The organism is Acetobacter orientalis (assembly GCF_000963965.1).
GTDB classification, from domain to species: Bacteria; Pseudomonadota; Alphaproteobacteria; order Acetobacterales; family Acetobacteraceae; genus Acetobacter; species Acetobacter orientalis.
Genome location: NZ_BAMX01000031.1, coordinates 1 through 26,843, shown reverse-complemented (window position 1 = coordinate 26,843; position 26,843 = coordinate 1). Strand labels below are relative to the sequence as shown.

Genomic DNA, 26,843 nt, shown 5'->3' with positions numbered 1-26,843 from the left:
ACAATAGAATGTGTTTGGTCTATATCCTGATCAAAAATGATTTCTTGTGTTTAGAAATGTCCCGTACGATTATGAAATCCGTCCCAAAAACCTTTTAACATGTAATGAATGCGTTTTTTCCTTTCTTCAACAAAAAGTGAATAAATCGGAAAAAATAAGAACGTACGTTTGAAAAAATGCATTCTCCAGCGTCTGTTTAGATTTTTTCGTTTAAATAGGATAATAGAATTTCGTATCAGATAATAATTTCTAATAGGTTTATGTACAGATATATGCCTTCCAAATAAATTTATTTTCTTTTCTCCTATTGTATGCTGCATAATACACTGATTAACTTGAAAATTCTTATACCCATAATTTTGGGCACGTAATCCCCACTCAATATCAACTAAGTCAATAAAAAGTCCTGCATCCATTAGGCCAACAGTGTCAAATACGTTTGTAGCAAACAGAGAGCCTGAAGAAATTGAAAAATCGACTTCCACTATAGAATCTTGGGGGGTAAAAAGTATTTTTTCTATTTTGTGCCCATTATCTCGCCAGATATGATTTACGAACTTGTTATTCGTATCTTTATAAGCAACACCCACAACGCCCACTTTGATATTGTCTTTTCCACTTAGTCTTTTATGATTTTGCAAGAGTGTTTTTACAGTATAGCCATCAAAAACACTATCTTGATCCATAAAAAACACATAATCAGCATTGTGTTTGATAGCGCGACTGATGCCAATATTTTGAGCAAAGGCAATGCCCATATTACTATCGAGTTTCTCTATTATTTTTTTTTGATCGTTTATTCTTACTCCAGATAATGATTTTGAATGATTATCTATAATAACGATTTGATCGACTTGATGGGTAATGGAGGCAATCGCTGCATTAAGCTTTTCAATATCAGGATTATATGTGACTAGAATGGCAATAATTTTTTCCATAGTAAGCAGTTGGTTCCATAATGATAGTTATGTAATTTTGCAAAACATTATATATATTATTTTCTGTTTATCAAATGTTGTTATTTATACGTATATCAAAATATACTCCCCACTTGAGGAATGGAATGTTAAATTATTTTGCAAAAATATGGCAAAAATATCAACATTTAAAGAAATAAAAATACAAATTAATATGCAAATACGAAATTATCTCTGCACTTTATGTTGCTGTTTCTGGAAATGATAAGATAATTACTTATATGGTAAAATATATAAAAAGTCTGTGCTTCAGTATTTGCCTTTTTGCCCAACCCTCTTGGCAAAGACCGTTAACCCTACATCGCAAACGACAGCAATACGCAACGTTGCGAACGATTTTAGCGTGATGAGAAAAATAATTTTGAAAATGCAGGAGATAGCTTATTTACATTAAGCTGTAAGAACTCTACCTGCACGACCGTGTGCTTGCAAGTATGTGCTTTTCGAGAGCAAAAAGGGTACCTTGCCTCACATAATTAATTATGTGGCTGACTTATGCGGCGTTTTATAGGTTGCTCATAAGTTTATAGTGTTTCTGAGACAACTGCGTGTACCTAGAGAAAACAAGAGATTTTATGAGCGGTATACTTATAAAATTTATTTTGAAATTTTATTTTTCTGCCCATGGAGGCCGTTCAAATGCCTGCATCAAATACTCAAGTAACGCAGTTACTCTGGATGGTCGTATAGAACTTGGTGGCGTTAAAAGATACACACCTATAAGTGCCCCCTCCCATTCAGGGAGTATTTGTTGGAGGTGACCGTTATTGAGGTCTGTCCGCACCATGAAGTCGGGAAAAAGACCGTAACCTAGGCCCTGTGCAAGTGCAGGCATAAAAGCCTCTGCATTATCTGCCAGAAGGCTTGCTTTTTGTGTTAAGGTAAACTCTTTACCAGACCCTCTTTGACGCAACCGTATTATGCCCGGCCCCGTATTATGGGTGTAAACAAAGCCTTTATGACCAGCTAGGTCGCGTGGGTGCGTAAGGTTTCCCGCAGTTGCAAACCATATTGGTGCGGCAACAAGAAGCAACCTGACATCGCAGATTTTTTTGGCACGCAATGATGAATCTGCCAAAGACGAGATACGCAAGGCAATATCAAACCCATCTGCGACCAGATCAATAGTCGCATCGTTAAAGCTAATATTTAGCTCTATTTCTGGGTAACGTTGCATGAAATCTGGCAACAAAGGTGCTAGGTGGCTAATGCCAAATGTCATTGGTGCAGCAACACGCACGCGCCCGGAAGGGCGTTGCAAGTTTCCCCTTGCCTCCGCTTCTGCCGCCTGTGCCTCTAACACAATTTTGTTGGCATATCCTAATAATGCACGCCCTGTTTCAGTGAGCGATAGGTGGCGAGAGTTACGGGAGAACAAGCTGACGCCTAATGACTGCTCAAGACGGTTGATCGCTTTAGATACGGTAGGTTTAGAGAGCTGCACGTCCTCTGCTGCACGCGAGAACGAGCCAAATTCAGCTACTTTTGCGAAAATAGCCCATGCTTCAAAATCTGGTAATCGCATGTTGGTTTTGCCTCATTGTGTGTGACGCTACGCGGCCAAACTGTATGAGAATATGCAAAATTTAGAAACGATATTTTTCTATTATTTCTATATTCTGATCCAATGTGAATTGGCTACTCTTTAAATCAGAAACCGAGACCTTGAGGCTTTAGTGGAGCACCAACATGATAGACGTACGTCCCTTTGCACAACTTGGGCATGCTAACCACGGCTGGCTCGATGCAAATTACCATTTTTCTTTTTCCCGTTACTATGACCCCAACCGTATGAACTGGGGCGCATTGCGTGTGTGGAACGATGATATTATCGCCCCCGGAACGGGCTTTGGCACACACCCGCATGATAATATGGAAATTATTACTTATGTAAGACACGGCGCTATCGCACACGAAGACAGCTTGGGCAACAAAGGCCGGACTTTGGCTGGAGATGTACAGGTTATGTCGGCTGGTACGGGTATTAGACATAGCGAACATAACTTAGAAGACGTGCCAACACACGTATTTCAGATTTGGATTATACCCAATAAAGCCGGGCACGTTCCTTCTTGGGGTACGCGCTCATTCCCTAAAGATGGTCGCGCCGGAAGATTTGTGACCCTAGCCTCCGGCTACCCTGATGAGAGTGAGGCGCTACCCATTCATGCAGATGCTCGCGTGTTGGGTGCCACGCTTAGCAAAGGTGAAAGTCTGGAGTACCTGCTTGGCACACAAAGGCTTGCGTATTTGGTGCTGGCTAAAGGCGCAATTGAAATTAACGGTAAAACTGTTAATGAGCGCGATGGGGTAGCTATTTCAGAAACTGAGGAGTTAAAAATTCGCGCACTCGAAGAGTCAGAGATAGTGATGGTAGATACAGGTCCCTGAAATTCTGCGCAAATATTCCCCTAGTGAGGGGAATATTTGCGCCTTCTTGTTCTTCTTCATTTCAATTTATTGGCGTAGTGGTGCAAAAATCTGCCTTTTCTCACATCATTTTTTGGTAATATGCTTTAGCATAAGCCCCTCAATACCACATGTGGTATTGAGCTGTACGGTGACGTTTAGTAAGCCTATTTTACAATTTCAGGTCTGTTTATGTGCTTAGAAACTGGAATTATAAAACTCACATTTCTGTCCATATGACATGGTTTAAGAGAATAATTTAGAACAATTAAACCGCTCTAATAATCAGAATTTTTTTGATAATTCTATACTATATGACAATAAACAAACAGAAATTGCTTGCTTATTGTCACATTTATTTTCCGCTATTTAAGCTCTAGCCTGCTGTGCCGGTAACGATGATGGAAGCATGATGTGCTCAACTTTTTTTTCGTGCACCGCAGTACAGAGGATCTGCACAATATCCTGATCAGTTAACGTTGACAGATCTCCCAAACTGTCAATTTCGTCGCTTGCAATTTTACGCAAGAGCCGCCGAACTATTTTACCAGAGCGCGTGCGTGGTAAGTCGGGTACCAAGTAAACAGTTTCTGGCGTGGCATAGCGGCCCAATGTGTCTGCAACTAAAAGTTTAATGCCTGCTTCTGTTGGCTGCGTTGTTGCATCTTTACGGATAATGGCAAATACGATCAGGGCCTGCCCTTTTACCGGGTGTGGTATGCCAACAGCCGCACTTTCTAACAAACGATGGTCTGTTGCCAGTGCATCTTCTACTTCAGCCGTGCCAAGCCTATGTCCTGCAACATTAATGACATCGTCCATTCTCCCGGTAATCCAGTAATATCCATCTTCATCGCGCTTGGCGCCATCACCTGTAAAATAGAAACCAGGCACCATAGAAAAATACGTTTTGCAGAAACGATCGTGGTCGCGCCAGATGGTACGGGCTTGCCCCGGCCAAGAACCTGCAATACAGAGACTGCCCTCCGTAGCATTGTGTTGTATCTGGCCCTTTGTATTAGCTATGGCCAACTCTAGCCCCGGCAACGGCGTACTGGCTGAACCGGGCTTTAAAGGTTGAGCACCGGGCACTGGGCCTAAGACAATGCCAGCAGTCTCGGTTTGCCACCACGTATCTACTACAGGGCATTTCCCGCGGCCTATAACGTCATGGTACCATAGCCATACATCAGAGCTAATGGGTTCTCCTGCAACGCCAAGTAGGCGAAGGGTTGCAAGGCTATGTGCCTGTACCACGTCATCTCCATCAGCCATCATGGCTCTTACCGCAGTGGGAGATGTAAACAGCATGGTAACCTTATACTGATCGATAAGATCCAGCCAGCGCCCTGCATGGGGGGCATTGGGCAGACTATCGGAGATCATGGTTGTGCCACCATTGGCTAGAGGGCCGTACACCACTGAGGTATGACCGGTAATCCAGGCAACATCTGCCGTGCACCACAGAACGTCTCCTGGCTGTTGTGCATATACCATGCCCATGGTGTAGGCCGCCCACACCATATAGCCACCAGTTGCATGCACAACGGCTTTTGGTTTGCCTGTGCTGCCTGACGTGTAAAGCATAAACAAAGGTGCCTCAGCCGATACGACAACGGGTACAAAATCAGGCTCAAACGTATCGACAAAGTCATGGTAATCATAATCTCGGCCCGGCAACATGGGGACTGCTGCCTCGGAGGTTCTAACGACCAGCACTGAGTGCACGGTACTCTTCTGCTCACACTTTAGCAAAGCTTCGTCCATCGTTTGTTTAAAGGGTACCGTTTTGCTACCCCGCTTGGCTTCGCTGGCGGTAATAGCCAACACTGCCCCACTATCCATCAAGCGTTCGGCAATGCCCTCGGCTGAAAAACCACCAAACAAAACAACATGAACGGCCCCAATACGTGCACAGGCCAGCATGGCAACCACGGCCTCAGAAATCATGGGGAGGCAAATAGCAACTCTCTGGCCTTTCTCTACGCCCAGGTCTGTGAGTGCATTTGCAAGGCGGCATACACGCTCGTGGAGCATGCTGTATGTAATTTGTTCAGCCTCAGGCCGTCCTTCTCTATGGCTTATAAGAGCAACTTGGTCGCCCCGCGTTGTTAGGTGACGGTCAATACAACAGACAGATGCATTAAGAACGCCATCTTCGTACCATTTGATAGAAACATCGCCATGAAATGAGCCACGGAACCCTTTGCTTGGTTTACAGTGCCAATGAATACGGCGTGCCTGCTCCAGCCAGAACTCTTCTGGGTTCTGGCGTGCATGGTCTTGCATAGCCTTTAAATGCGTAGCGCTCATGGTTGTGGCGTAGCGTTGGTAGCGGCTTGCAGGCAAAGAGGGCGTATGCGACATAACTTCTACTCCATTGTTATTTTTGAGTGGGAAGAAGTATAATTAAGCGGCGTTGCGGCTATGTTGTTGTACACCTGCTTGCGGCAGCACTGTTGCAACAATACTGGCATCGAGAGCTTCGTAATCATAATATCGAATTGTTTTATAAAGCTCTTCGCGGGTTTGCATTTTTGGCAGCATAGCTTGTGTGCTCCCTTGTTGTGCCAACGTGTGGTAAAGGTCTGCTTGGGCTTTATTGGCAACACGTAGAGAGCTTACTGGCCATATGACCATGCTATACCCCATGGCTTGAAACTGCTCTGCCGTAAAAAACGGAGAGCGGCCAAACTCGGTCATATTTGCAAGCAAGGGTACATCTGGCAAACGGCGCGCAAACTCCCGAAACATCTCTTCAGATGTTAACGCTTCAGGAAAAATAGCATCTGCCCCGGCTTCTCTATACAGTTTTGCACGGGCCACTGCTCCCTCTAGCCCTTCAGACCCTGCGGCATCTGTTCGTGCAATAATAACTAAATCACGGCGTGCTTTCACTGCTGCTGCAATTTTTTGAGCCATATCGTGCGGTGCAACCAGTTTTTTGTCGTTAAGGTGCCCACATTTTTTGGGTAGTATTTGGTCTTCAATATGTACCGCCCCTGCCCCGGCATCTTCAAACGCCCGTACCATGTGCATAACATTCAAAGTTTCCCCATAGCCGGTATCTCCGTCTACCAGCAGAGGTAAGCCAGAGGCGCGTGTAATCTGGCGGATAAAAAAGCACACATCTTCTATTGTTATAATACCAAGGTCTGGCAGGCCCATGCTGGCAGACATGGCTGCTCCGGAAAGATACAACGCATCAAAACCAGCATCTTTTGCTTGCAAAGCGGCCTGCCCATTGTGGGCACCGGGAATGCGCATAATGCCTTTTTGACCCAACTGAGAACGAAAGCGCGTTCCTGCAGGGGCTGCTGGCACATCGTGCCCTGAAAGATATGTCATGCTGCATTCTCCAGTCCGTCACGTTCACGCAGAGAAATGAAAGGGCGGTTATCTGGCCCTATATAGTTGGCAGAAGGACGAATAATTTTACCGTCTTCTCGCTGCTCAATAATATGGGCACACCACCCAGTAACGCGTGCAATTACAAACAGAGGCGTAAACATAGCTGTTGGCACCCCCATAGCTTGGTAAGAAACGGCACTAAACCAATCTAAATTAGGGAACATATTCTTCTTTTCGGCCATAATGCGCTCTATGCGTTCAGCAACATTGTAGAGCCGCATTGTGCCGTTACGGCGCGCCAGACTGTGTGCCGTGTCTTTGATAATTTCATTGCGCGGGTCTGCAATGGTATACACTGGGTGCCCAAAGCCAATAATAACTTCACGATTTTCTAGACGGTGGCAGATATCGGCTTCAGCTTCATCTGGAGTATGGTAACGCTGCTGAATATCAAGAGCGACTTCGTTTGCGCCACCGTGTTTTGGCCCACGCAGTGCCCCTATAGCTCCCCCCACTGCCGAGTACACATCAGACCCTGTGCCTGCAACAACCCGTGCAGTAAAGGTTGAGGCATTAAATTCGTGCTCTGCATAAAGTATAAGAGACGTATGCATGGCTTGTACCCAAGCATCAGGCACTTCTGCGCCATGTAAAAGGTGCAAAAAATGTCCCCCCACGGTTTCATCTTGCGTAAAGGTCTCAATTCTTCGGCCATGTGTAGAAAAATGGTACCAATAAAGCAGCATAGACCCCAAAGACGCGACAAGTCTGTCTGCTATATCTCGGGTGCCAGCTATCGGGCAGTCACTACGCTCTGGCAACGCGCAGCCCAGCAGAGAGACCGCAGTACGCATAACATCCATCGGGTGTGATGCAGCGGGTAAACATTCCAACCCATTTTTTACTAAAACAGGTATTTCCCTAAGTCGCATTAAGTTCTGTCTGTAGGCTGTAAGCTCATGCGAGTTGGGCAGGTAACCATAAATGAGCAGATACGCAACTTCCTCAAAAGTGCAGTTTCTGGCCAAATCCTTTATATCGTACCCACGGTAGTGCAGGTCGTTGCCGCTATGCCCGACTGTACTAAGGGCTGTGTTGCCAGCCACCGTGCCAGACAAAGCAACAGATTTTTTTGGTTTTCTGTGCAGGTGTGTTGTCATGGTATTTATCCTGTCTGCAAGGCATATGGATAATGTGCCGTTTTACGATGTCAGAATGGCAGATGGCTTTGCACGCTCGGCCTCAATTTTGCTTTGTCCAAAATTGAAGATTCCTTCGGCTTTACTTTGCTGTAGAGCCGTTGCTGGAAGTTGCAGTTCCAAGCTGTGCAGTTCACCCGCTTGCAAATGGGGCAACCGCTGCACAACTTCTAAAAAGCGCTTTATTTCTTCTTTTGGTACAATACCGTCAGCAAGCGTGTTGAATTTGCGAATATAGTCAGCCCGCTGCCATGGCGTTGCGCCCAGAGTGTGGGCATTGGCAACTGCCAGTTCATCTTCCAGAACGGTACCATCTTTCATACGAATAATAATACGGCCACCAAATGCCTTACGGTCTGGGTTGGTGTCGTGGTAGCGTTCTGTCCATTCTGGCTTTTCTAATGTGCGTATTTTACGCCATAGCCTTACTGTATCTTCACGGCGTGCACGTTCTGGTGCGTAAGACCGCTCGTGGTGCCATGTGCCATCTTGCAGCGCTACAGCGACAATATACATGATTGAGTGATCCAGCGTCTCACGAGAGGCATGAGGATCAAACTTCTGCGGGTCGTTAGCCCCTGTCCCAATCACGTAATGCGTGTGGTGGCTGGTTTCGATCAGGATATCTTCAACCGCATCCCAATCAGAAATTTTCTGACCCATTTTAAAAGCCAGATCAATCAAGGCTTGGCTCTGATATTCAGCAGAATGTTCTTTCGTAAAAGAAGACAGAATGGCGCGTTTTGCTTCGCCCAGCGCTGGTAGCGGCACTTTATAGTGCGCGTTTTTACCATCAAGCATCCAAGCAATAACGCCGTCTTCTCCTTCATATATGGGAGTTGGTGCGGTTTCCCCCATCATGGCACGGTCAACGGCTTCTACCGCCATTTTACTGGCATGCGCTGGGGCATATGCCTTCCATGATGAAATTTCGCCTTTGCGGCTTTGCCGTGTTGCTGTGGTAACATGCAACGCTTGCCCAATAGCTTGATAAATAACCGTAGGTGGCAACCGCAGCAGGGTGCCAATGCCAGCAGCTACTGATGGGCCAAGGTGTGCTACATGGTCTATTTTGTGCTTATGCAAGCAAATTGCACGGGCCAAATCTATCTGAATTTCATAACCTGTAGCCGCACCCCTAATAAAATCTGCCCCACTACGGTTACATTGCTGCGCTACAGCTAAAATACCGGGCAGATTATCTCCGGGGTGCGAATATTCGGCTGCTAGAAATGTATCATGGTAATCTAGTTCGCGCACGGCAGTGCCGTTGGCCCATGCAGCCCATTCGGCATGTACCCGTATATCTGGCCCCATTCCAAACACAGTGGCGCCGTTATTGCGCGTATGCGCAAGCGCTTCCGCACGAGCGCTCATGACGGAGTGGCGATTGAGAGAGGCAACAGCCACGGAAGCGTTATCAATAAGCCTGTTGACAACCATTTCCGTGACATCAATGTCAACAGGAACGGGGTCGGCTGCGACCTGCGCTATTTTCCATGCGAGTTGCTCTGAACGGGGCAGGCGCGCAGTTTCTGGGTGCACACAAACATCATGGTACTGCATGTTTTAATTTCCTGATCTTGCTCTGAATACACACAGTCTGACAAATAAAAACAAAAATCAGGAGAGAGATAAGAGTGGAAAAAAGCGAAGAAATTGAGCGCATTTGCGAAGTTTGCGAAGGTTTGTCATGCCTATAAACCGCTCAAAACTGTTTGCAGGGCAACGTTTGCGAGAACTGCGAAAACGCGACAAATTGACCCAACAAACACTTGCTTCGCTGCTCGGAATATCACTGAGCTATCTTAACCAGTTAGAGCGTAACCACAGGCCCCTGCCCGACCGCCTACTGCACCTTATTTGTGAACATTACGATCTTACCCCTGCGTGGTTTAACGACACGCGCGAAGCCCACCGGCTGCAAGCCCTGCGTGAAACAATGGGAGACGTCGTTTTTAAAGAAGCACCGCTTACAATGGCCCATATGGCTGAAGCCGTAAGGCACGCTCCCGCGCTGTGTGATGCATTTTTAACATTATACCGTGCCTATACTTTTGAGCAGCAACGCGCACCGTCAACCTTGCCTGATATAGCACCGTTAGAACCTTATGAAGTTGTAGGTAATTGGGTACAAGAAAAGCATAACTATTTTCATGAACTTGATTGCGCGGCAGAAAAATTCTACCAAACATTGCCAGAGCATAAAGACGGCCTAGAGCCAGTTTTAACCATGTTTCTACTAGAACAACACGGTTTAAAAATAACCCATGATACAGACATGGAACAGCAAGGGTTGGTCTGGCGTATTAATAGGCAACGCAATACAATTATACTGCCGCATAATCAGCCACAAGAAAGCCGCTTGTTTTACTTGGCTCAAATTATAGGCCAACTCAATTACGATACGCTTATAACCAAAATTTTAAACCGTTCAGCTCCTAAAGATAAAAATTCTTTCCAATTAGCGCGTGTTTATTTGGGAAACTACTTTGCGGGAGCCTTGTTGTTACCCTATGGAGACTTTTTACAAACAGCACAACAGATGCGTTACGATATAGAACGCATTAGACGGCATTTTGGTGTTAGTTTTGAACAAGTAAGCCACCGTTTAAGCACTCTGCAACGGCCGGGTTTAGAAGGTATTCCCTTTTATTTTCTGAAACTTGATATTGCAGGAAACATTTTAAAAAGTTTTTCGGCTAACCGTTTTTCACAAGCACGTTTTGGAGGCCCTTGCCCTTTGTGGAATATTTTTCGTGCATTTGCCACACCGGGCCAAGTTCAGGTTCAACTGTCACAAACGACTGACAGTACAGTTTATCTTAATGTGGCCCGCACTGTTTCCCACGAAGGGCGCACCTATACAGATAGGCCGCGACAAAGCGCTATCGTATTAGGGTGCCACATTAAAGACGCTCCCCAAACTGTTTATGCCGATGGTTTGGATCTAGCGGATCATAGCCTTGTCATTCCCATTGGCCCTGGGTGCCGGGCCTGTAGTCGCGATAATTGCAGCCACCGCTCTCTTCCTCTTTCTGGGCGGCTGTTAGATACAGGGAGCGATGCCCGCGGCGTTGTGCCCTATAGGGCCTACCCAGAATAGTGACAGGCGTTAAAGAGTAACGATACCGCTAATCTGGGTACGCGTTACGCCGCCCACCCAAATACTCTCTGCAATTTGCTCTATATATACACGCCCCTCACGCTTTAATATTGTACCTTGGCTGGCAATATATTTTACAGGTACTCGGCCAGTGCCAATTAACCACTGTGCCAGAGCAGCGTTTAGGCTGCCTGTCACCGGGTCTTCTGCTACTCCAGCACCCATAGCAAACGCCCGCACCTCGAATTGTGCGTCAATGCCATCCTGAACAGGGTTCCACGGCCCAATAACACCAATTTTCATATCAGACAGGGCTGCATAATCAGGCTCAAGAGCCAAGACTTCTTTCCGAGAGCCAAGCATAATTGCGAGCCACCCCGGCCCGTTATCCGCCCAAGAAGAAGCCAGAATGGCAGATAATGGGATTTTTAACCCTTTAGCAACACGCTCAAGCACTACAGGGTCAACATGACCCAAGCGTAAAAGTGGTGGCGCCGCAAAGGATAATTTTTCAGTATCTCTACGAATTGCAACAAGCCCAATCCCACATTCTTGAATAATTGTGCTCCCTTTTGGTTGCCCACCAGAAGTTAACCACGCATGGCAACTCCCTAGTGTTGGGTGCCCAGCAAAAGGCAGTTCTGTTTTAGGTGTAAAGATACGCACTCGATAATCAGCTTGCGGTAAAGTTGGTTTGAGCAAAAACGTTGTCTCACTCAGGTTTGTCCAGCTTGCGAAGCTTGCCATTTGTTCGGTGGTTAATGCATCTGCACCGACCACAACAGCAACAGGGTTACCTTTACAGGGAACTGATGAAAAAACATCAACCTGTTTGAAGTTATATTCAGTCATTATCATGTTCCGCTTACATATAATGAAGAAAAGATCAGCGATTATTGCCTTGAGCAGGGCACAAAGCGTCAATTAAACAACGTGCCACCTGCCCTACGTTAGCAGCTGGCCCCGGGGGGGAGAAAAATTGACCACAGGCATAAGTACCTTCCATCAATAAAACGAGGCCATCTGCAAGAAGTGTTGGATTGATGGCACCTATGTCGGTAGCTTTCTGTTGCATCCAAGCGCGAACTTCAGTTTTTAAAGTCTCGGCCTTTTGGCGTACAGAATGTGCCCGATCTGGAAACTCAACGAGTGCATTTGACACACCGCAACCACGATAAGTCGGTTGAGACGCGCGCTCAGATAACCCATCAAAGTAAGCTAAGAGTTGGACACGACTGTCATCTGGATAAGCGCGACACACATCATCAATACGATCCCAAAAACACTGTTGATAATCTGCCAAATAAGTCTCGGTTAACCCGTCTTTGGACTCAAAAAGCCGATAAAGTGAAGGCTTTGTTACGCCTGCCTTCTGTACAATCTCGTCTACGCCAACACTACGAATACCTTGCGTATAGAATAGCTCCTGAGCAGCGTCTCGAAGTTTGCCAGCTACTTGGGGGTGTGGCCCTTTGCGCTTTGCTAAGACCTCTAAGCTATCAGTTCTTGACTTTATCGACTTTGGCTTCATAAGAGACCTCATAAATAACTTACTGGTCAGTAATATGAACCCGCTTCCTCAGCATGGCAAGCCTACCCAGCCCTTACGCTATTTTGTTATTGTAATGCTGGTTACGTTTGTGGCGCTGCTTGTCTCTGCAGGTGTACGCGCTACTCCTGGCGTATTGATGGTACCTTTGCAGAACGAACTTGGGTGGAGCCGTGCCAGTATCTCTTTTACTGCCGGTGTAGGCATTTTTCTTTATGGTCTCGTCGGGCCTTTTGCTGCCGCTGTAATGCAGAGTTTGGGTATTAGGTACACGCTTATTGGTGCCTTAAGCCTGATTGGTGGGGCTGCATTCTTGTCTTTATGGATGACCCAACCATGGCAGTTTTTTATCACATGGGGTGTTTTATCAGGGCTTGGCACAGGTGCTGTGGCTATGGTTTTGGGCGCAACAGTTGTTAACCGTTGGTTTGTCCTACGCCGTGGCACAATGATTGGTTTGCTCGCGGCAAGCACAGCAACAGGCTCCCTTTTATTTTTACCTGCGCTAGCGGCTCTTGCGCATACTGGGGGCTGGCACGCACCGGTATTGGCTGTATCACTCTCTTGTTTAGCTCTTATACCTTTGGTTGCCTTCTTTATGCCTGAGCACCCGGCAGATTACGGCCTTCGCCCTCATGGTGCGCCGTATAATTATGTTCAGCCCATACAACCACCGGGCAGTCCTGTAAGGCTTACACTCACAACACTTGTTCAAGCCATAAAACAACGTGACTTTTGGCTACTCTCCTTCACTTTTTTTATTTGCGGATTCACAACAAACGGCTTAATCGGCACTCACTTTATCGCCATTTGTGCAGATCATGGCATTGGAGAAGTGCCTGCTGCAGGTTATTTGGCTCTAATGGGTTTTTTCGACCTTTTCGGTACTACACTTTCTGGTTGGCTGACCGACCGCTACAACCCTCGCTGGCTACTCTTCAGTTATTACAGCTTACGCGGTCTTTCTCTAGTCGCTCTGCCATTTTGTAATTTTTCTATGACAAGCATGATGATATTTGGAATTTTTTATGGGCTAGACTGGATTGCTACCGTCCCACCAACTCTTAAATTAGCAAATGCTGCATTTGGTGATAAAGCAACCCCAATTATATTTGGTTGGATTTTATTGGGGCACCAGGTTGGCGCTGCCTGCGCAACTTCTCTGGCTGGTTTAATGCGCCAGGTACAAGGTAATTACCAAGACGCACTTATTCTTGCTGGCATATCCGGTATTTTCGCTGCTTTTGTTGCTACAAGAATCTGTTCCAAATTGTCTTAAATATTTATGAGCTTGTAACCGTTTTGTGCCGGTCAGGACGTGATTATGCTGCTCATACTTCAAAAATGAGAGGGCTGATATCGCCTAGATAGGAATGACGTCGATGTCGTAACCGAAAGCTAGATGCGGATATGAGCGATATTATGGGCAGTTATTTCTGCGGAAGGTTTCTTTCTGTTACAAATACAGAATCTTCAAGTCCTTATGTCTTTATCTCTGCATCATCGTAATCCATTTGACCATCTCCTGATGGCGCAGGCACAAGCCGAACACGCCTTGCTCCGTTCGGGCGACGGGCAAAGAGATCGCTACTCCATTAAGAAAATACGCTGTTCGTGACACAAATTTCCGTTAGAGTATTCTCGCGTCTCAGTCCTATCTAAAATTTTTATAGTCGCAAGCAGACAAATACTTCCTTTAGTTTTTAGTCATTCATATTCGACATTTTATCTTGAGGTTATGCCTCTTTATAAACGAATTATTTATTGCAACTGGCAGTTCATTATGAAACTGGATTTAAAATCTATGAGACGGATGATTGTATTGATTGTATGAGGCATGTTCAAGTAGAAATTTCTTAATTGTATGGAAAAATTACTCCATGTCCGATTACGCTTATCTGGCTCAATGGAAAGAGGAAATCGGCCGAAGTCCGAATGCCATCTATCTGACACTGGCGGACGCGCTGGCACTTTCCATCCGCAAAGGCGACCTGCGGGAAGGAGACAGACTGCCCCCTCAGCGGATGATTGCGGACTATCTTGGTACCAATCTCACGACCGTGACCCGAGCATTGACAGAGGCCCGACGGCGTGGGCTGATTGACGCAACAGTCGGGCGCGGAACCTTTGTGCGCGTGGGTGCTGGGGAAAGCCACTGGCGCCATACAGGACCGGCGGTGGTTGACTTGACCATGAACCTGCCGCCTATTCCGCAGGATCCACCACTGCAGCGCATCATCCAGAGTGATCTTACCGCTATCCTCAAACAGCAGGACTTGAACAGCCTGATGTCCTATCGGGTAACGGGTGGCACGATTGAAGAACGCCAGCTTGGCGCAAAATGGATTACCCCGCTGACAGGCCAGCGTCGCACAGAGGAAATCCTTGTGGCACCGGGTGCCCAGAGCGCGCTGGCCGCCATTGTCAGCACATATACCCAGCCAGGCGACATCATTGTCACCGACCGCATTGCCTATCCGGGAATACGTACAGTCGCTGCACAGTTCGGCCTTATCTTGGTGGGCGTCGATAGTGATGTCGAAGGCATGATGCCGGATCAACTGGACCGGGTCTGCGCCGAACATCACCCTCGCCTGCTCTACTGCATTCCGACTATTCACAACCCCACAACGGCCACAATGTCACTCCAACGTCGCAAGGATATTCTGAGCGTTGCGCAACGCCACCACCTGCATATTGTTGAAGATGATCCCTACAGCCTGCTGATGGATGCACCGGCTCCAGCACTAGCCGCCCTTGACCATAGCCGTGTCAGCTACATTGCAACACTTGCCAAAACACTGAGCCCGGGCCTGCGTACGGCCTATGTCGCACTCCCCAGCGCGGACATGACCAGACGGGTGACTGCGGCTATCCGTGCGCTCGCGCTGACCAATGCGGGCCTTCTCAGTGCGCTGACAGCACGGTGGATGCAGACTGGGCAGGCACAGACAATCCTGGATGCAATCCGCACAGAACTTCGTCTGCGGCAATCAATCGCCCGCAAGGTTTTGGGAGACGGGCATTGCATGAAGCCTGATGGACCGCATGTCTGGTTAAAACTGCCGGACTGGTGGGGCAGTGCGGATTTTGTGGCGTATGCCCGCAGACGTGGTCTGGCGCTGGTGCCGAGCACCGTTTTCACAATCAGTGGCGAGCCACCTCAGCGCGCGCGTATCGCATTAGGTAGCGCACCGGATGCGGCGAGCCTCGAGGAATCCCTGCATGGTGTTCTCTCGATCCTGCAACACAAGCGCTCACCCGGTTTTGCAGATATTGTGTGATCCGATCACGGGGCAGGATTCGTGCGGACCGCCCCGTTTCGGGGTTTTTGTCTGCGTGGGAAGGAAACAAAAAGACGCCGAATTCACAAATGCGTGATTCGAAAAAAACAGAAAAACAAAGTGTTAGCGGGCAATCGTCCGATTGTATGGCACCTCAATTCAATTTGCATGACAATGCCTCTACACGAGAGAAATATATTAGCCATATTGTTTTTTTTGTACCCAAAAACTGAGGCATACAATATTTTGCCCCTGAGTTATCCCGTGTCATGTCTGTCCCGGCAACAGCGGTCAGCATCGGCCCTCCGCCGGAGATCGCAGCACACGGGAGAAATACTATGCCGCAAATCGAACATGCTCCTCATAAAGATGGTGACTGCTTCGTCAATTATGAAAACAAGGTTTTCGAGGACGTCAAAGCCCAGCCCGGCGAAAAAGCCCTTATCACCTTTCACACCGTGGCCAATGAAGGGTCGGTTGGGTTTGTAAACCTGTTGCAGGCCACACGTCTGATCCGCAAAGGGTTCGAGACATCGGTGCTGCTGTACGGCCCGGGTGTCACTCTTGGCGTGCAGCGCGGTTTTCCCCGTCTGGGTGATGAAGCTTTTCCGGGGCACATGAACTGCAACAAGCAGATCGCAAAAATCCTTGAAGAAGGCGGTAAAGTTTACGCCTGTCGTTTCGCACTTCAGGCTCTTTATGGATACGGCGAGCATAACCTGATCCCCGGCATTACGCCGATCAACCCGCAGGACGTGCTCGACATCATTCTGCTCGCCCGTCGTGACAACGCCTTCATCCTCAACACTTGGACTCTCTGAAGGCTGAAGGGAGGACCGCCGCCATGTCCCGTATCGTTCGCGCCGCTGCCATCCAGATCAGCCCCGTCCTTGGTGACGATGGTCTGGGTACAGCCCGGAAAGTCTGCCAGGCCATCCGCGATGCCGCCGAAAAAGGTGTGAAGCTGGCGGTCTTTCCTGAAACCTTTGTTCCTTATTATCCCTATTTCTCGTTTATCCAGCCTGCTTTTCGCTTCGGCGGAGAGCATTTGGAGCTTTACGAACGCGCCGTCATCATTCCCGGGCCGGTGACCGACATGGTGGCTGAAGCCGCGCGTGATACCGGCATGGTTGTGGTGCTGGGGGTAAACGAGCGCGATTTCGGCACGCTGTACAACACACAGATCGTTTTCGATGCAACGGGCGAAATTCTGCTCAAGCGACGCAAGATCACGCCCACCTATCATGAGCGTATGGTCTGGGGACAGGGCGATGGTTCCGGTCTGAGAGTTGTCGAGAGTGCGATCGGGCGTATCGGGGTACTTGCCTGCTGGGAACATTACAACCCTCTTGCCCGCTATGCGTTAATGACCCAGCACGAGGAAATTCACTGCGCGCAGTTTCCCGGTTCGCTGGTGGGCCAGATCTTTGCCGATCAGATGGAAGTTACAATCCGCCATCACGCGCTGGAATCCGGCTGTTTTGTCGTGAACGCCACAGGATGGCTCTCTGAAGACCAGATCAAGGACATCGCGCGCGAACCTACACTGGAAGGGCCACTGCGGGGCGGATGCTTTACCGCTATCGTCTCGCCCGAAGGCAAACTGCTGGGTACGCCGTTGACCGAAGGCGAAGGCATGGTCATTGCCGATCTCGATTTCGGGCTGATTACCAAACGCAAGCGAATGATGGATTCCGTGGGGCATTACGCCCGCCCCGAACTGCTGAGCCTACTGCATGACCAACGGCCCGCGCGCGCGGTGCATTACATGGGTGAAACCGACCCGTCTTTCTTGCATGCGAATGAGGTCGCGCCATGACCGTACCAACACTTGGCACGCTTTCGGGGCGCAAGCTTGTCACCGACCTGCAATCCTTCGGGCTCCAGATCGGCGGCGATAAGGGTGGCATTGCCCGCAAGGGCGGAGCTGGCCCTTCGGATCACAAGACCATCACCATCGCGGGGCAAACCGTCATGGTTCCGGTCTATACGTCGGGGGCGCAGCGCTCTCCGTTTCAGGCTAGCCCGCCCGACCAAAGTGGTGCCAGCACGCTGCTGCACGATGGGCGGCCCCTGGGCACAATCCACTTTCCTGCGGCTCCGCGCTTTTACGGGCTGACGACGGCGGACGGTATCCCCTACTGGAAGATCGCCCTACTGCACGGGCGCGACACGCTGGCCACGACGGTACACCAGACCTGCATCCGCTATGCCGACCGACGTACGTCCTGCCAGTTCTGCGCCATTGGCCAGTCACTGGAAGCCGAGCGCACCATTGCCCACAAAACGCCCGCGCAACTGGCCGAGGTGGCCAAAGCCGCCGTGGAACTGGACAATGTGCGTGACATGGTGCTGACAACCGGCACGCCCAACGTCATCGACCGGGGTGCGGCGGTTCTGGCTGAGTCCGCTCGCGCCATCAGGGCGGCGGTAGACCTGCCACTTCAGGTCCAGTGTGAACCGCCGCGTGATCATGGCTGGTTCCAACGCCTGCGCGATGCAGGGGCCGATAGTCTTGGTATGCATCTCGAAGCCGCCACGCAGGCCGTGCGCGAAAAGATCATGCCGGGCAAGGCTACGGTCAGCGCCGATCGCTATATGGATGCCTTTGCCAGCGCAGTGCCGGTTTTCGGGCGTGGGCAGGTCAACACCTACATTCTGGCAGGTCTGGGTGACACCGCCGCAGACATTCTGGCTCTGGCCGAACGGCTGATCGCTCTCGGGGTCTATCCCTTTGTGGTACCATTCGTGCCTATTTCCGGAACACCACTGGAAAATCACGCGCCACCCTCATCCGATTTCATGAAGTCAGTTCTAGCGCCACTCGGGCGGATGCTACGGGAAGCAAACATGAAATCCACCGATATCCGGGCCGGGTGTGGCCGGTGCGGTGCGTGCTCCTCTCTGTCGGCCTATGAACAATGAACACGCTACTCGATGGCATGGAAAGCCGACCGTTCATTCCCACGGAGTATGTCGTGCGCCTTGCCCGCACACCTTGGGAACGCACCGGTTATCACGCGCTACGCCGCAATGTGTTCTGTACCGAACAACATGTTTTTGCGCATGATGACCGAGATGCGCTCGATGATGTTGCCATTCCCATTATCGCGGCTTGCTGCATAGCGGGCATGCCGGATCGGATCGTGGGTGCCGTGCGCATTCATGAAACCGAACCCGGCGTCTGGCGTGGTTCCCGCCTAGCCGTTCATGCTGATCACCGCAAATTAGGACGGATCGGGGCTGAACTGATCCGCATGGCGGTCAGCACTGCACACGGGCTTGGAGCCACACGATTTCTGGCACAGGTGCAGGAACAGAATGTGCTGTTCTTTCGCCGCCTGCACTGGAAAAGCCTTGGTGCCATCACCCTGCATGGGCTGCCGCATCATGACATGCAGGCCGACCTCGCACGCTATCCGGCACATGGGCAGGATCAGACATGGCTGCTACGCCCGCAGCCCCGCACCCGGCAGGTGGCCTAATGGCGCACGATCTTGCCACACTACTTGCCACGCTGCGCCATAGCCGCGCGCTCGCGGGCAAGAAGGACATTGCTCAAGCGGCAGCAATCCTGCAGCCCACCAGCCCCGACGCTATCCGCCTGGGCGATGACTGCGCGGCGATACCAGATGGCGATGGATATCTTCTGCTGGCCAGCGAAGGGTTTCAGGACAGCTTTGTCCGCTCAATGCCTTGGTTCGCCGGGTATTGCGGCGTGATGGTCAATGTCAGCGATATCGCGGCCATGGGTGGTCGCCCCATGGCTGTGGTGGACGCATTATGGAGTGACACGTCAGACGCTGCGGCAAAGATTTTGACCGGCCTGCATGACGGAGCACGGACCTATGGCGTACCTGTCGTGGGTGGTCATACCAACATGCGCAGCACCCATAACTCGCTGTCGGTCGCGATCCTCGGCCGGGCCCGCCATCTGCTGAGTAGCTTCGACGCTCAGGCGGGTGAGGTTCTGATTGCCGCAATCGACCTGCGCGGTCGCTGGCACGACCCCCACCCGTTCTGGGATGCCAGTTCAGCCCTGTGCGGCACCGACCATGTGGCACGCCTGCGAGGTGACATAGAACTGCTGCCCGCAATAGCCGAGGACGGGCTGAGCCGTGCAGCCAAGGATATCAGCATGGCTGGGCTGCTAGGTACGGCACTCATGCTGGCCGAATGTTCTGGTGTGGGTATGACCATCAGGCTTGATGACATTCCCCGCCCCGCCCCTGCGCCTATGGAACGCTGGCTTTCGGCGTTCCCAAGCTATGGCTACCTGCTGACGGCCCGTCCCGAAAATGCCGACGCGATCATGGCCCGCTTTCATAAGCGTGGCATTGCATCTTCGGTCATCGGTCAATGTAACGGCACGCAACGGCTGGATATGACATGGGCAGACGAGAGAGAAACCTTCTGGGATCTCGCACAGACACCGCTCATGGGGTTTGCGCCATGAGCCTGTGCATTGGCATTTTAACCCACTCGACCAACCCGCGCGGCGGCGTGGTACACGGCATGGCGCTGGCCGAAGCCCTATGCCAGGCTGGGCATGACGCCACCCTGATTGCACCAGATGTAACGGGCAACGGATTTTTCCGCACACCCCGCTGCGCCACCCGTTGTATCCCCGCCGTGCCTGAGCCTGATCTGCCCACACTGGTGGAACGCCGCATTAGCGAGATCAGGAATGCAATACGGGGGCAGCATTTCGATGTACTGCATGCCCAGGACCCCATCAGCGCCAACGCACTGGCCGACCTTGTAGCAGAACGCCGGATATCCGGCTTTGCTCGCACGGTTCACCACCTTGATGATTTTTCACACCCGGCCCTTGCAGCGCGGCAAGAACGCGGGGTCAGGACGGCGGCCGAACTGTTCACTGTCAGTGCCGTGTGGGAAAATATCTTGCGTGATAATCATGGCCGTGCAGCCCCCGTTATCGGTAACGGGGTCGATCCTGTGCGTTTTACGCCAGAGCCGGGCCGGCAGGATGAAACGTTGCGGGCGCGCTATCGCCTGCCGGCCGATCATCGCCTGATCTTGGCTGTCGGTGGGGTCGAGCGGCGCAAGAATACGCTGCACGTGCTGGACGTATTTCTGGCCCTGCGCCGCGAACAGCCTGACGTGCATCTGGTTGTGGTGGGCGGAGCATCGTTGCTGGATCATACCGCCTATCGCACCCAGTTCGAGACACGTCTACGCGACAGCGGGAAAGCCGAGCATGTGACCATAACCGGCCCGGTGTCCGATGACGACATGCCGGCATTTTACCGGCAGGCCGCCGTGCTGGCTTATCCATCCGCCACCGAGGGGTTCGGCCTTTGCCCGCTGGAGGCCCTATCCTGCGGCACACCCGCCATTGTGCCAGAAATTGCCCCGTTCACGGAGCACTTTTCGGAAGTGGATACACTGTGGTGCCACCCGGACAGTCCCCATACCCTGCTTTCGGCTTTGCGTGATGCCCTCAGCCCCCGCAATCTCGCGCGTTTTCGGGTCAGCGGGCCCACTACCGCCCGCCGGTTCGACTGGTGCCAGGTGGCGGAACGGCACATGCCCGCATACCGGCGCCTGGCAGCCCTATCACAAGCCGAAACCCCTTTTTCCGGAGCTCTGTCACCATGCCTGAGATGATTTTTCGCGTGCGCTGGCCCAATGGGCAGGAGAGCGACTGTTACTCTCCATCGCTGGTCATACGCGAACACTTCACACCCGGTCAGGATTACCCAGTTCGGGAGTTTCTTGAAAAGGCTGACACGGCCCTGACGGACGCCAGCGAGCGAGTTCGCGCGCGCTACGGCTTTGCCTGCAGCCGCGCCCTTGGCCAGCTACAGGCCATCCGGCAGATGGGGGAACCTTTTCTAACCCAACCCGATGCGCTGGTGCGCGTCCTGTCTTTCAAATTCTGAGACGAAAAGAAAAGATCATGACACAGAACGAGAAAAGCATTCCCGTCGTTATCGTGGGCGGTGGCCAGGCTGGCCTGTCCATGAGCTGGTATCTCTGCCGCGAACAGGTCGAACATGTGGTGTTCGAAGCAAAAACCGCCTGCCATTCATGGAATGACGAACGCTGGGACAATTTCTGCCTGGTCACCCCTAACTGGCAGTGCGAACTCCCAGGGCATCCCTATAAAGGGAATGACCCGCACGGTTTTATGGTGAAGCAGGAAATTATTGATTACGTCAAAGGTTTTGTAGACTCATTCAGCCCGCCGCTACGCGAGCAAACACCGGTAACCTCCATTACGCGCCATGAAGCTGGTGGCTATCGAGTTGTGGCGGGGGGCGAGACTTGGCATGCCCGGCATGTGGTCATAGCCTCGGGCGCGTATCAGGACGCGGTCATTCCCGGCTATGCCGGTGCAATCGACCCCGCCATTTATCAGGTTCATTCGCAGGATTACCGCAACGCTGCGCAGCTACCGGAAGGGGCAGTGCTGGTGGTGGGGAGTGGCCAGTCCGGCGCACAAATTGTCGAAGATCTGTTCCTTGAAAAACGCAAGGTTCATCTGTGCGTCGGCTCTGCCCCCCGTGTCTCGCGCTTCTATCGTGGGCGGGACGTTGTGGACTGGCTTGCGGACATGCAGTTCTACGACCTGACGGTGGATAATCACCCTCTGCGCGATGGCGCGCGTGACAAAACCAACCATTATGTCACCGGTCGCAATGGTGGGCATGATCTTGATTTACGGCTCTTTGCCAGAGAGGGCGTGGGTCTGCACGGCACGCTGGAGACAATTCGCGATGAAGTGGCGCACTTCGCGCCAGACCTTGCACAAAACCTTGATGATGCGGACAGAACCAACGCCGACATCAAGAAGTCCATTGACGCCTATATCGCCCGTGAAGGGATCAGTGCGCCTACCGCAGCACCCTATGTGCCGGTCTGGGAACCCGATGGCAGCAACACCCCGCTCGACCTGAAAGCCGCCGGGATTACCTCAATTGTCTGGTGCATCGGCTTCCGCCCGAACTATCGCTGGATCGACGTGCCAGTCTTTAACGGAGCCAACAAGCCGGTCTGGCATAGGGGGGTGACCGACGCGCCGGGCTTTTACTTCCTTGGCCTACCTTGGCTGCACACATGGGGGTCGGGCCGGTTCTCCGGTGTTTCGCGCGATGCCGCGTGGCTGGCCAGCCAGATCACCGGCAAAGATGTTCCTGTAGCCTGAACGGAGTAAAGCGCCGTGCTTCCATGGACGACATACGAGGCGATGTACAATGCAGCATTGCACCAGCCTGAGCAATTCTGGCTAGATGCGGCCCAGCGCCTCACATGGAACGACACGCCCCGCATCGCGTGCCAGACACGAGCCGATGGCTGGCATGACTGGTTTCCTGATGCCACGCTCAACACCTGTTACAATGCGGTGGACCGGCATGTGGAACGCGGCCGGGGTGCGCAGGCGGCGTTGATCTGGCACTCCTGCGCCACAAAAGAACGGCGGATCGTCACTTATCAGGAGCTGCAGGATAGGGTGGCCGGGTTCGCCGGCGGCCTGTGCACGCTGGGTGTGAAAAAAGGCGACCGTGTCTTGATCGCCATGCCAACCATGATCGAAACGGCCATTGCCATGCTGGCCTGCGCGCGGATCGGTGCCGTGCATGTTGTGGTTTTTGCAGGTTATGCCGGACCAGAACTGGCCCGCAGGATCGATGACGTGGCCCCCAAGGTCATGATTATCGCCAGTTGCAGTTTTCAGGGGCAGACTGCCATTCCGTCCACCCCGGCCCTCAATGCTGCGCTGGCGCAAGCCACGCACAGACCGCAGGCATGTATTATTGTGCAGCGCGACGCCTGCCCTGCACCTCTTGTGCCCGTGCGCGACCATGACTTTCATGCCCTAGAACGCTCCCCACCTGTGGCCCCCCTCATGCTCCGTTCTCAGGATCCGCTTTATATCCTTCATACATCGGGAACGACGGGAACATCGAAAGGCATTGTGCGGGACAATGGCGGGCATGCCGTAGCCCAGGCCCTATCCATGGCGTTGATTTATGCCTGCAAGGCCGGAGATACGTTTTTTACAACATCGGATCTGGGCTGGGTGGTTGGCCATTCCTACGGTGTCTATGCACCTCTAATCAGTGGCTGCACCAGTGTGATCGTGGAAGGCTCGGTCACCTCTGCCGCCATTCGCACACTCTGCCGCGAACATGCCGTGACATGCCTGTTCACGACCCCGACACAGATGCGGCTCATGCGGCAGGAAAGTCGTAACCTATCAGGGTCGACGTTGCCTGCTCTGGCCCGCATCTTCGTGGCCGGAGAGTATGCCGACCCAACATTGCTGGACTGGGCGCGAGCATATTTTCGCAAACCAGTGGTCAATCACTGGTGGCAGACCGAAACCGGGTGGAGCATTACGGCCCATTTCTTCGGTCTGCCCGAGCCTGAACCGATAACGCTTCTGAACGACATAGGGCGACCCGCACCGGGGTTCCGCCCGACCATTGTTCCCGCCACGCCGGATGAATCGTGCGGCGAAATTGTCCTCTCCTTACCATTGCCGCCTGGCTGTCTGGCTGGTGTATGGAAGAATAAAGAAACCCATGTACCTGAAATTTATCTTAATGATACAGGTAGGTTTTACCGCACATTCGACGAGGGCATGATCGAGAAATCAGGTGCCGTTCACATGCTCGGACGATCCGACGATGTCATAAAAGTCGCAGGTCGGCGGATTTCGGGGGTGCAAATAGAAAAAATCATCGCTACCCACCCTGCCGTTTATGCGTGCGCTGTGGTGGCAATTCCCGACGCATTAAGGGGACAGAGGCCGTTGGCTTATGTCGTGACGGATCGTGATCTCACCCCACCTTCCGCTGAAGACATTCTCAGACAAGTACATCAGGCCCTCGGTCGGTGGGTGGGAATAAAAGAAGTTCGTTTTGTTCCGCAGATACCCACAACTAAATCCGGAAAAATAACTAGAAAATATCTTCATATTTCCTAAAAATTAGATGAAATTACATCAGTTCCGTTTATACGGGATATGTTTTCAAAACATAACGGAAAAATGCAAATAAATTTCTGCCAAATTTAACAAGTTCACGTACATTCTTAGAGTTTGATAATCTCTACCAGCCAATCGATGAAAATGCGTACACGCGGAGAAAGCTGTTTGTTGCTTGGATACAGCACAGAAAAAGGCGTGGGGGTTGGCGGAAAATCGGCAAGGACCTCGATCAGAGTGCCCTCCCGCAGATCGTCCGCAAAGCGGTAACGTGGCGCTTGTATGAGACCAAAGCCCATGCGTGCTGCTGTAACACTGGTGTCTGCACCGCTAACCAACAAGCGCGCTGGAAGTGCTACCTCGATTACCTTGTCTCCGTGCGTGAACTCCAGCGGTAAGGGGTGGCCGGTACGCGATGACACAAAGCCGATCATCTGATGCCCCTCAAGATCCTCCGGTGTCGATGGTATTCCATGCTGGGCAAGATATTCCGGGCTGGCCACGGTGGCTTCCTCCATAACACCCAGAGGCCTTGCCACCATATCGCTGTCGGTGAGCATACCCGCACGCACGACGCAATCCACCCCCTCACGCACCAGATCGACAAACCTTTCACCTTCTCCAAGATGAACGGTCAGTGCAGGGTGCCGCGCTAGGAAATCCGGTAGTGCTGGCAGCAAGATCGTGCGCGCGAGATAGCCGACAACGTCTACACGAAGCACACCGGAAACACCGCCGGCCACACTCCGGTCCGCGTCCTCCAGATCAGCTAGGATCGCAATGCATCGCCGATAATAGGCGGCTCCCTCCACGGTGGGCCGGACGTGGCGGGTCGAGCGTTGTAGTAGTCGGACGCCTAACCGGCTCTCTAAAGCCTTGATCGTAGCGGTCGCAACGGGCCGGGAGACACCGCAAGAGGCTGCCGCAGCAGTGAAGCTGCCACGATCAACAATGCGGACAAAAAGGTCAAGTGTAGCGAGCCTGTCCATGGGATTATTCCATGATGCAAAACAATGCAGTCGAAAAAGAAGATCTTATCGAACAAACGATGATGTGACCAACATAAGCGCACCATCAACCGGAGTGTCCTATGCCTGAAGCAAAAAAGATTGCCCTTGTCACCGGTGGAAGTCGAGGCCTCGGTCGTTCGACTGTTGAGGCTCTTGCCCAACGCGGTGTTTCATCAATCTTCACCTATCACACCAACAAACCTGCAGCCGATGAAGTTGTTAGAAATGTCGAACGCAGTGGAGCACGCGCCGTGGCTCTGCAACTCGACACCAGTAAGACTCAAGCTTTTCCGTCTTTTGCAGACGAGATTCGACGCATCCTGCCGAAGTGGGAGGCTGAGCGTTTAGATTATCTCGTCAACATGGCAGGGACATCACATAGCGGCCTGTTCGGCGAAGTCACAGAAGCAGACTTCGACGCCGCATATAACATTCATGTCAAAGGCCCATTTTTCCTTACACAGGCGTTGCTACCGTTGATCGCGGATGGAGGTCGGATCGTGAATATTTCTTCCGGCCTGACCCGTTTCACCTTCCCAGGCCGAATTGTCTACGCTGCCATGAAGGGGGCTGTGGAAGTCATGTCACATTATATGGCCAAAGAACTCGGTCCCCGCCGTATCGCCGTTAATACGGTCGCGCCGGGCGCCATCCAGACTGATTTCTCAGGGGGGGTTGTGCGCGACAACCCGGACATTGCCCGGCATATCGCGGAGGCGACCGCGCTTGGCCGCCCTGGATTACCTGAAGATATCGGCCGGATGATTGCCTCTCTACTCTCCGAGGACAATCGCTGGATCAACGCGCAACGGATCGAAGTCTCTGGCGGTCAAGCTATTTGAATCTAACAGCGACAAGAAACCTGACATAAACGACTGACATATTGTCGCCCAGACTATACCAAATAATGCCGACTTTCGTCGTCGGACTACATCTCGATCTGGATGAGAATTGCGACGGTGAACTGCCCCGGGTTTACCGGAGAGTAAAACTCTCGGAGGA

Annotated in this window: 23 protein-coding genes; 14 read left to right on the top strand and 9 right to left on the bottom strand. The window is 51.5% G+C overall.

The window, feature by feature from the left end; translation table 11 throughout:
• Positions 1 to 50 precede the first annotated feature (50 nt).
• The gene (locus Abor_RS10835) at positions 51 to 938 is read right to left on the bottom strand and encodes a glycosyltransferase family 2 protein (RefSeq protein WP_048841906.1); all 888 of its coding nucleotides are present in this window, start codon (positions 936 to 938) and stop codon (positions 51 to 53) included.
• 649 nt (positions 939 to 1,587) lie between these two features.
• Entirely contained in the window at positions 1,588 to 2,502 is a 915-nt protein-coding gene (locus Abor_RS10830; RefSeq protein WP_048841905.1) for a LysR family transcriptional regulator, read from the bottom strand.
• A gap of 164 nt (positions 2,503 to 2,666) precedes the next feature.
• Here Abor_RS10830 and Abor_RS10825 point away from each other — a divergent pair, with 164 nt between their 5' ends.
• Positions 2,667 to 3,368 carry a pirin family protein gene (locus Abor_RS10825; protein WP_048841904.1) on the top strand — a complete coding sequence of 234 codons (702 nt, stop codon included), beginning with the start codon at positions 2,667 to 2,669 and terminating at the stop codon, positions 3,366 to 3,368.
• Between the two features lie 387 nt (positions 3,369 to 3,755).
• On the opposite strand, the gene acs is transcribed toward Abor_RS10825, so the two are convergent.
• The 4 genes from acs to Abor_RS10805 are packed head-to-tail and all read right to left on the bottom strand — an operon-like array spanning position 3,756 to position 9,502.
• Positions 3,756 to 5,753 carry an acetate--CoA ligase gene (gene acs, locus Abor_RS10820; RefSeq protein ID WP_084594498.1) on the bottom strand — a complete coding sequence of 666 codons (1,998 nt, stop codon included), beginning with the start codon at positions 5,751 to 5,753 and terminating at the stop codon, positions 3,756 to 3,758.
• A 42-nt stretch (positions 5,754 to 5,795) separates the two neighbouring features.
• Positions 5,796 to 6,734 (bottom strand): methylisocitrate lyase, encoded by a 939-nt coding sequence (gene prpB / locus Abor_RS10815; protein WP_048841903.1) that lies wholly within the window; start codon positions 6,732 to 6,734, stop codon positions 5,796 to 5,798.
• Complete coding sequence (gene prpC / locus Abor_RS10810) at positions 6,731 to 7,897, bottom strand: bifunctional 2-methylcitrate synthase/citrate synthase (RefSeq protein ID WP_048841902.1); 1,167 nt, start codon at positions 7,895 to 7,897, stop codon at positions 6,731 to 6,733. The genes prpB and prpC overlap by 4 nt, the downstream gene beginning before the upstream one ends.
• 42 nt (positions 7,898 to 7,939) lie before the next feature.
• Positions 7,940 to 9,502: an MmgE/PrpD family protein gene (locus tag Abor_RS10805; RefSeq protein ID WP_048841901.1), complete on the bottom strand. Its 1,563-nt coding sequence runs from the start codon at positions 9,500 to 9,502 to the stop codon at positions 7,940 to 7,942.
• Positions 9,503 to 9,629: 127 nt separating this feature from the next.
• On the opposite strand from Abor_RS10805, the gene Abor_RS10800 reads away from it, so the two are divergent.
• Positions 9,630 to 11,042, top strand: a complete 1,413-nt coding sequence (locus Abor_RS10800) for a helix-turn-helix domain-containing protein (protein ID WP_048841900.1) — start codon at positions 9,630 to 9,632, stop codon at positions 11,040 to 11,042.
• A gap of 9 nt (positions 11,043 to 11,051) precedes the next feature.
• On the opposite strand, the gene Abor_RS10795 is transcribed toward Abor_RS10800, so the two are convergent.
• Together Abor_RS10795 and Abor_RS10790 are read right to left on the bottom strand one after the other, a co-directional pair.
• Entirely contained in the window at positions 11,052 to 11,894 is an 843-nt protein-coding gene (locus Abor_RS10795; RefSeq protein WP_048841899.1) for a PhzF family phenazine biosynthesis protein, read from the bottom strand.
• 34 nt (positions 11,895 to 11,928) lie between these two features.
• On the bottom strand, positions 11,929 to 12,573 hold the full coding sequence (locus Abor_RS10790; protein ID WP_084594505.1) for a TetR/AcrR family transcriptional regulator: 645 nt from the start codon (positions 12,571 to 12,573) through the stop codon (positions 11,929 to 11,931).
• A gap of 34 nt (positions 12,574 to 12,607) precedes the next feature.
• Between Abor_RS10790 and Abor_RS10785 the strand changes: the two genes are divergently transcribed.
• The 11 genes from Abor_RS10785 to Abor_RS10735 all read left to right on the top strand — a co-directional run bounded on the left by Abor_RS10785 (position 12,608) and on the right by Abor_RS10735 (position 24,831).
• The gene (locus tag Abor_RS10785; RefSeq protein WP_048841898.1) at positions 12,608 to 13,870 is read left to right on the top strand and encodes an MFS transporter; all 1,263 of its coding nucleotides are present in this window, start codon (positions 12,608 to 12,610) and stop codon (positions 13,868 to 13,870) included.
• Between the two features lie 601 nt (positions 13,871 to 14,471).
• A complete protein-coding gene (locus Abor_RS10780; RefSeq protein ID WP_048841897.1) occupies positions 14,472 to 15,875 on the top strand; it encodes an aminotransferase-like domain-containing protein in 1,404 nt (467 codons plus the stop codon).
• A 338-nt stretch (positions 15,876 to 16,213) separates the two neighbouring features.
• On the top strand, positions 16,214 to 16,696 hold the full coding sequence (locus Abor_RS10775; RefSeq protein ID WP_048841896.1) for an MSMEG_0572/Sll0783 family nitrogen starvation response protein: 483 nt from the start codon (positions 16,214 to 16,216) through the stop codon (positions 16,694 to 16,696).
• Positions 16,697 to 16,719: 23 nt separating this feature from the next.
• Positions 16,720 to 17,694, top strand: coding sequence for a Nit6803 family nitrilase (locus Abor_RS10770; RefSeq protein ID WP_048841895.1), 975 nt, complete (start codon positions 16,720 to 16,722; stop codon positions 17,692 to 17,694).
• On the top strand, positions 17,691 to 18,800 hold the full coding sequence (locus Abor_RS10765) for an MSMEG_0568 family radical SAM protein (RefSeq protein ID WP_048841894.1): 1,110 nt from the start codon (positions 17,691 to 17,693) through the stop codon (positions 18,798 to 18,800). Before Abor_RS10770 ends, Abor_RS10765 begins: the two co-directional genes overlap by 4 nt.
• Complete coding sequence (locus Abor_RS10760) at positions 18,797 to 19,360, top strand: MSMEG_0567/Sll0786 family nitrogen starvation N-acetyltransferase (protein ID WP_048841893.1); 564 nt, start codon at positions 18,797 to 18,799, stop codon at positions 19,358 to 19,360. The genes Abor_RS10765 and Abor_RS10760 overlap by 4 nt, the downstream gene beginning before the upstream one ends.
• The gene (locus tag Abor_RS10755; RefSeq protein ID WP_048841972.1) at positions 19,360 to 20,331 is read left to right on the top strand and encodes a sll0787 family AIR synthase-like protein; all 972 of its coding nucleotides are present in this window, start codon (positions 19,360 to 19,362) and stop codon (positions 20,329 to 20,331) included. The genes Abor_RS10760 and Abor_RS10755 overlap by 1 nt, the downstream gene beginning before the upstream one ends.
• Positions 20,328 to 21,506 (top strand): MSMEG_0565 family glycosyltransferase, encoded by a 1,179-nt coding sequence (locus Abor_RS10750; protein ID WP_048841892.1) that lies wholly within the window; start codon positions 20,328 to 20,330, stop codon positions 21,504 to 21,506. The genes Abor_RS10755 and Abor_RS10750 overlap by 4 nt, the downstream gene beginning before the upstream one ends.
• Positions 21,494 to 21,781, top strand: coding sequence for an MSMEG_0570 family nitrogen starvation response protein (locus Abor_RS10745; RefSeq protein ID WP_048841891.1), 288 nt, complete (start codon positions 21,494 to 21,496; stop codon positions 21,779 to 21,781). Before Abor_RS10750 ends, Abor_RS10745 begins: the two co-directional genes overlap by 13 nt.
• Positions 21,782 to 21,798: 17 nt before the next feature.
• Positions 21,799 to 23,046, top strand: a complete 1,248-nt coding sequence (locus tag Abor_RS10740; RefSeq protein ID WP_048841890.1) for an MSMEG_0569 family flavin-dependent oxidoreductase — start codon at positions 21,799 to 21,801, stop codon at positions 23,044 to 23,046.
• Between the two features lie 15 nt (positions 23,047 to 23,061).
• Positions 23,062 to 24,831: an AMP-binding protein gene (locus tag Abor_RS10735; RefSeq protein ID WP_048841889.1), complete on the top strand. Its 1,770-nt coding sequence runs from the start codon at positions 23,062 to 23,064 to the stop codon at positions 24,829 to 24,831.
• Between the two features lie 107 nt (positions 24,832 to 24,938).
• On the opposite strand, the gene Abor_RS10730 is transcribed toward Abor_RS10735, so the two are convergent.
• Positions 24,939 to 25,820 carry a LysR family transcriptional regulator gene (locus Abor_RS10730; RefSeq protein ID WP_048841888.1) on the bottom strand — a complete coding sequence of 294 codons (882 nt, stop codon included), beginning with the start codon at positions 25,818 to 25,820 and terminating at the stop codon, positions 24,939 to 24,941.
• Between the two features lie 101 nt (positions 25,821 to 25,921).
• Between Abor_RS10730 and Abor_RS10725 the strand changes: the two genes are divergently transcribed.
• Positions 25,922 to 26,683, top strand: a complete 762-nt coding sequence (locus tag Abor_RS10725; protein ID WP_048841887.1) for an SDR family NAD(P)-dependent oxidoreductase — start codon at positions 25,922 to 25,924, stop codon at positions 26,681 to 26,683.
• Positions 26,684 to 26,843 lie beyond the last annotated feature (160 nt).

Bases quoted from the DNA above. Each gene is read 5' to 3' on its own strand.
- Abor_RS10830 (WP_048841905.1), bottom strand. From the start codon at position 2,502: ATGCGATTACCAGATTTTGAAGCATGGGCTATTTTCGCAAAAGTAGCT.
- prpC (WP_048841902.1), bottom strand. From the start codon at position 7,897: ATGACAACACACCTGCACAGAAAACCAAAAAAATCTGTTGCTTTGTCT.
- Abor_RS10790 (WP_084594505.1), bottom strand. From the start codon at position 12,573: ATGAAGCCAAAGTCGATAAAGTCAAGAACTGATAGCTTAGAGGTCTTA.
- prpB (WP_048841903.1), bottom strand. From the start codon at position 6,734: ATGACATATCTTTCAGGGCACGATGTGCCAGCAGCCCCTGCAGGAACG.
- acs (WP_084594498.1), bottom strand. From the start codon at position 5,753: ATGTCGCATACGCCCTCTTTGCCTGCAAGCCGCTACCAACGCTACGCC.
- Abor_RS10725 (WP_048841887.1), top strand. From the start codon at position 25,922: ATGCCTGAAGCAAAAAAGATTGCCCTTGTCACCGGTGGAAGTCGAGGC.
- Abor_RS10760 (WP_048841893.1), top strand. From the start codon at position 18,797: ATGAACACGCTACTCGATGGCATGGAAAGCCGACCGTTCATTCCCACG.
- Abor_RS10745 (WP_048841891.1), top strand. From the start codon at position 21,494: ATGCCTGAGATGATTTTTCGCGTGCGCTGGCCCAATGGGCAGGAGAGC.
- Abor_RS10800 (WP_048841900.1), top strand. From the start codon at position 9,630: ATGCCTATAAACCGCTCAAAACTGTTTGCAGGGCAACGTTTGCGAGAA.
- Abor_RS10765 (WP_048841894.1), top strand. From the start codon at position 17,691: ATGACCGTACCAACACTTGGCACGCTTTCGGGGCGCAAGCTTGTCACC.
- Abor_RS10785 (WP_048841898.1), top strand. From the start codon at position 12,608: ATGAACCCGCTTCCTCAGCATGGCAAGCCTACCCAGCCCTTACGCTAT.
- Abor_RS10775 (WP_048841896.1), top strand. From the start codon at position 16,214: ATGCCGCAAATCGAACATGCTCCTCATAAAGATGGTGACTGCTTCGTC.
- Abor_RS10795 (WP_048841899.1), bottom strand. From the start codon at position 11,894: ATGACTGAATATAACTTCAAACAGGTTGATGTTTTTTCATCAGTTCCC.
- Abor_RS10770 (WP_048841895.1), top strand. From the start codon at position 16,720: ATGTCCCGTATCGTTCGCGCCGCTGCCATCCAGATCAGCCCCGTCCTT.
- Abor_RS10825 (WP_048841904.1), top strand. From the start codon at position 2,667: ATGATAGACGTACGTCCCTTTGCACAACTTGGGCATGCTAACCACGGC.
- Abor_RS10755 (WP_048841972.1), top strand. From the start codon at position 19,360: ATGGCGCACGATCTTGCCACACTACTTGCCACGCTGCGCCATAGCCGC.
- Abor_RS10780 (WP_048841897.1), top strand. From the start codon at position 14,472: ATGTCCGATTACGCTTATCTGGCTCAATGGAAAGAGGAAATCGGCCGA.
- Abor_RS10805 (WP_048841901.1), bottom strand. From the start codon at position 9,502: ATGCAGTACCATGATGTTTGTGTGCACCCAGAAACTGCGCGCCTGCCC.
- Abor_RS10835 (WP_048841906.1), bottom strand. From the start codon at position 938: ATGGAAAAAATTATTGCCATTCTAGTCACATATAATCCTGATATTGAA.
- Abor_RS10730 (WP_048841888.1), bottom strand. From the start codon at position 25,820: ATGGACAGGCTCGCTACACTTGACCTTTTTGTCCGCATTGTTGATCGT.
- Abor_RS10750 (WP_048841892.1), top strand. From the start codon at position 20,328: ATGAGCCTGTGCATTGGCATTTTAACCCACTCGACCAACCCGCGCGGC.
- Abor_RS10740 (WP_048841890.1), top strand. From the start codon at position 21,799: ATGACACAGAACGAGAAAAGCATTCCCGTCGTTATCGTGGGCGGTGGC.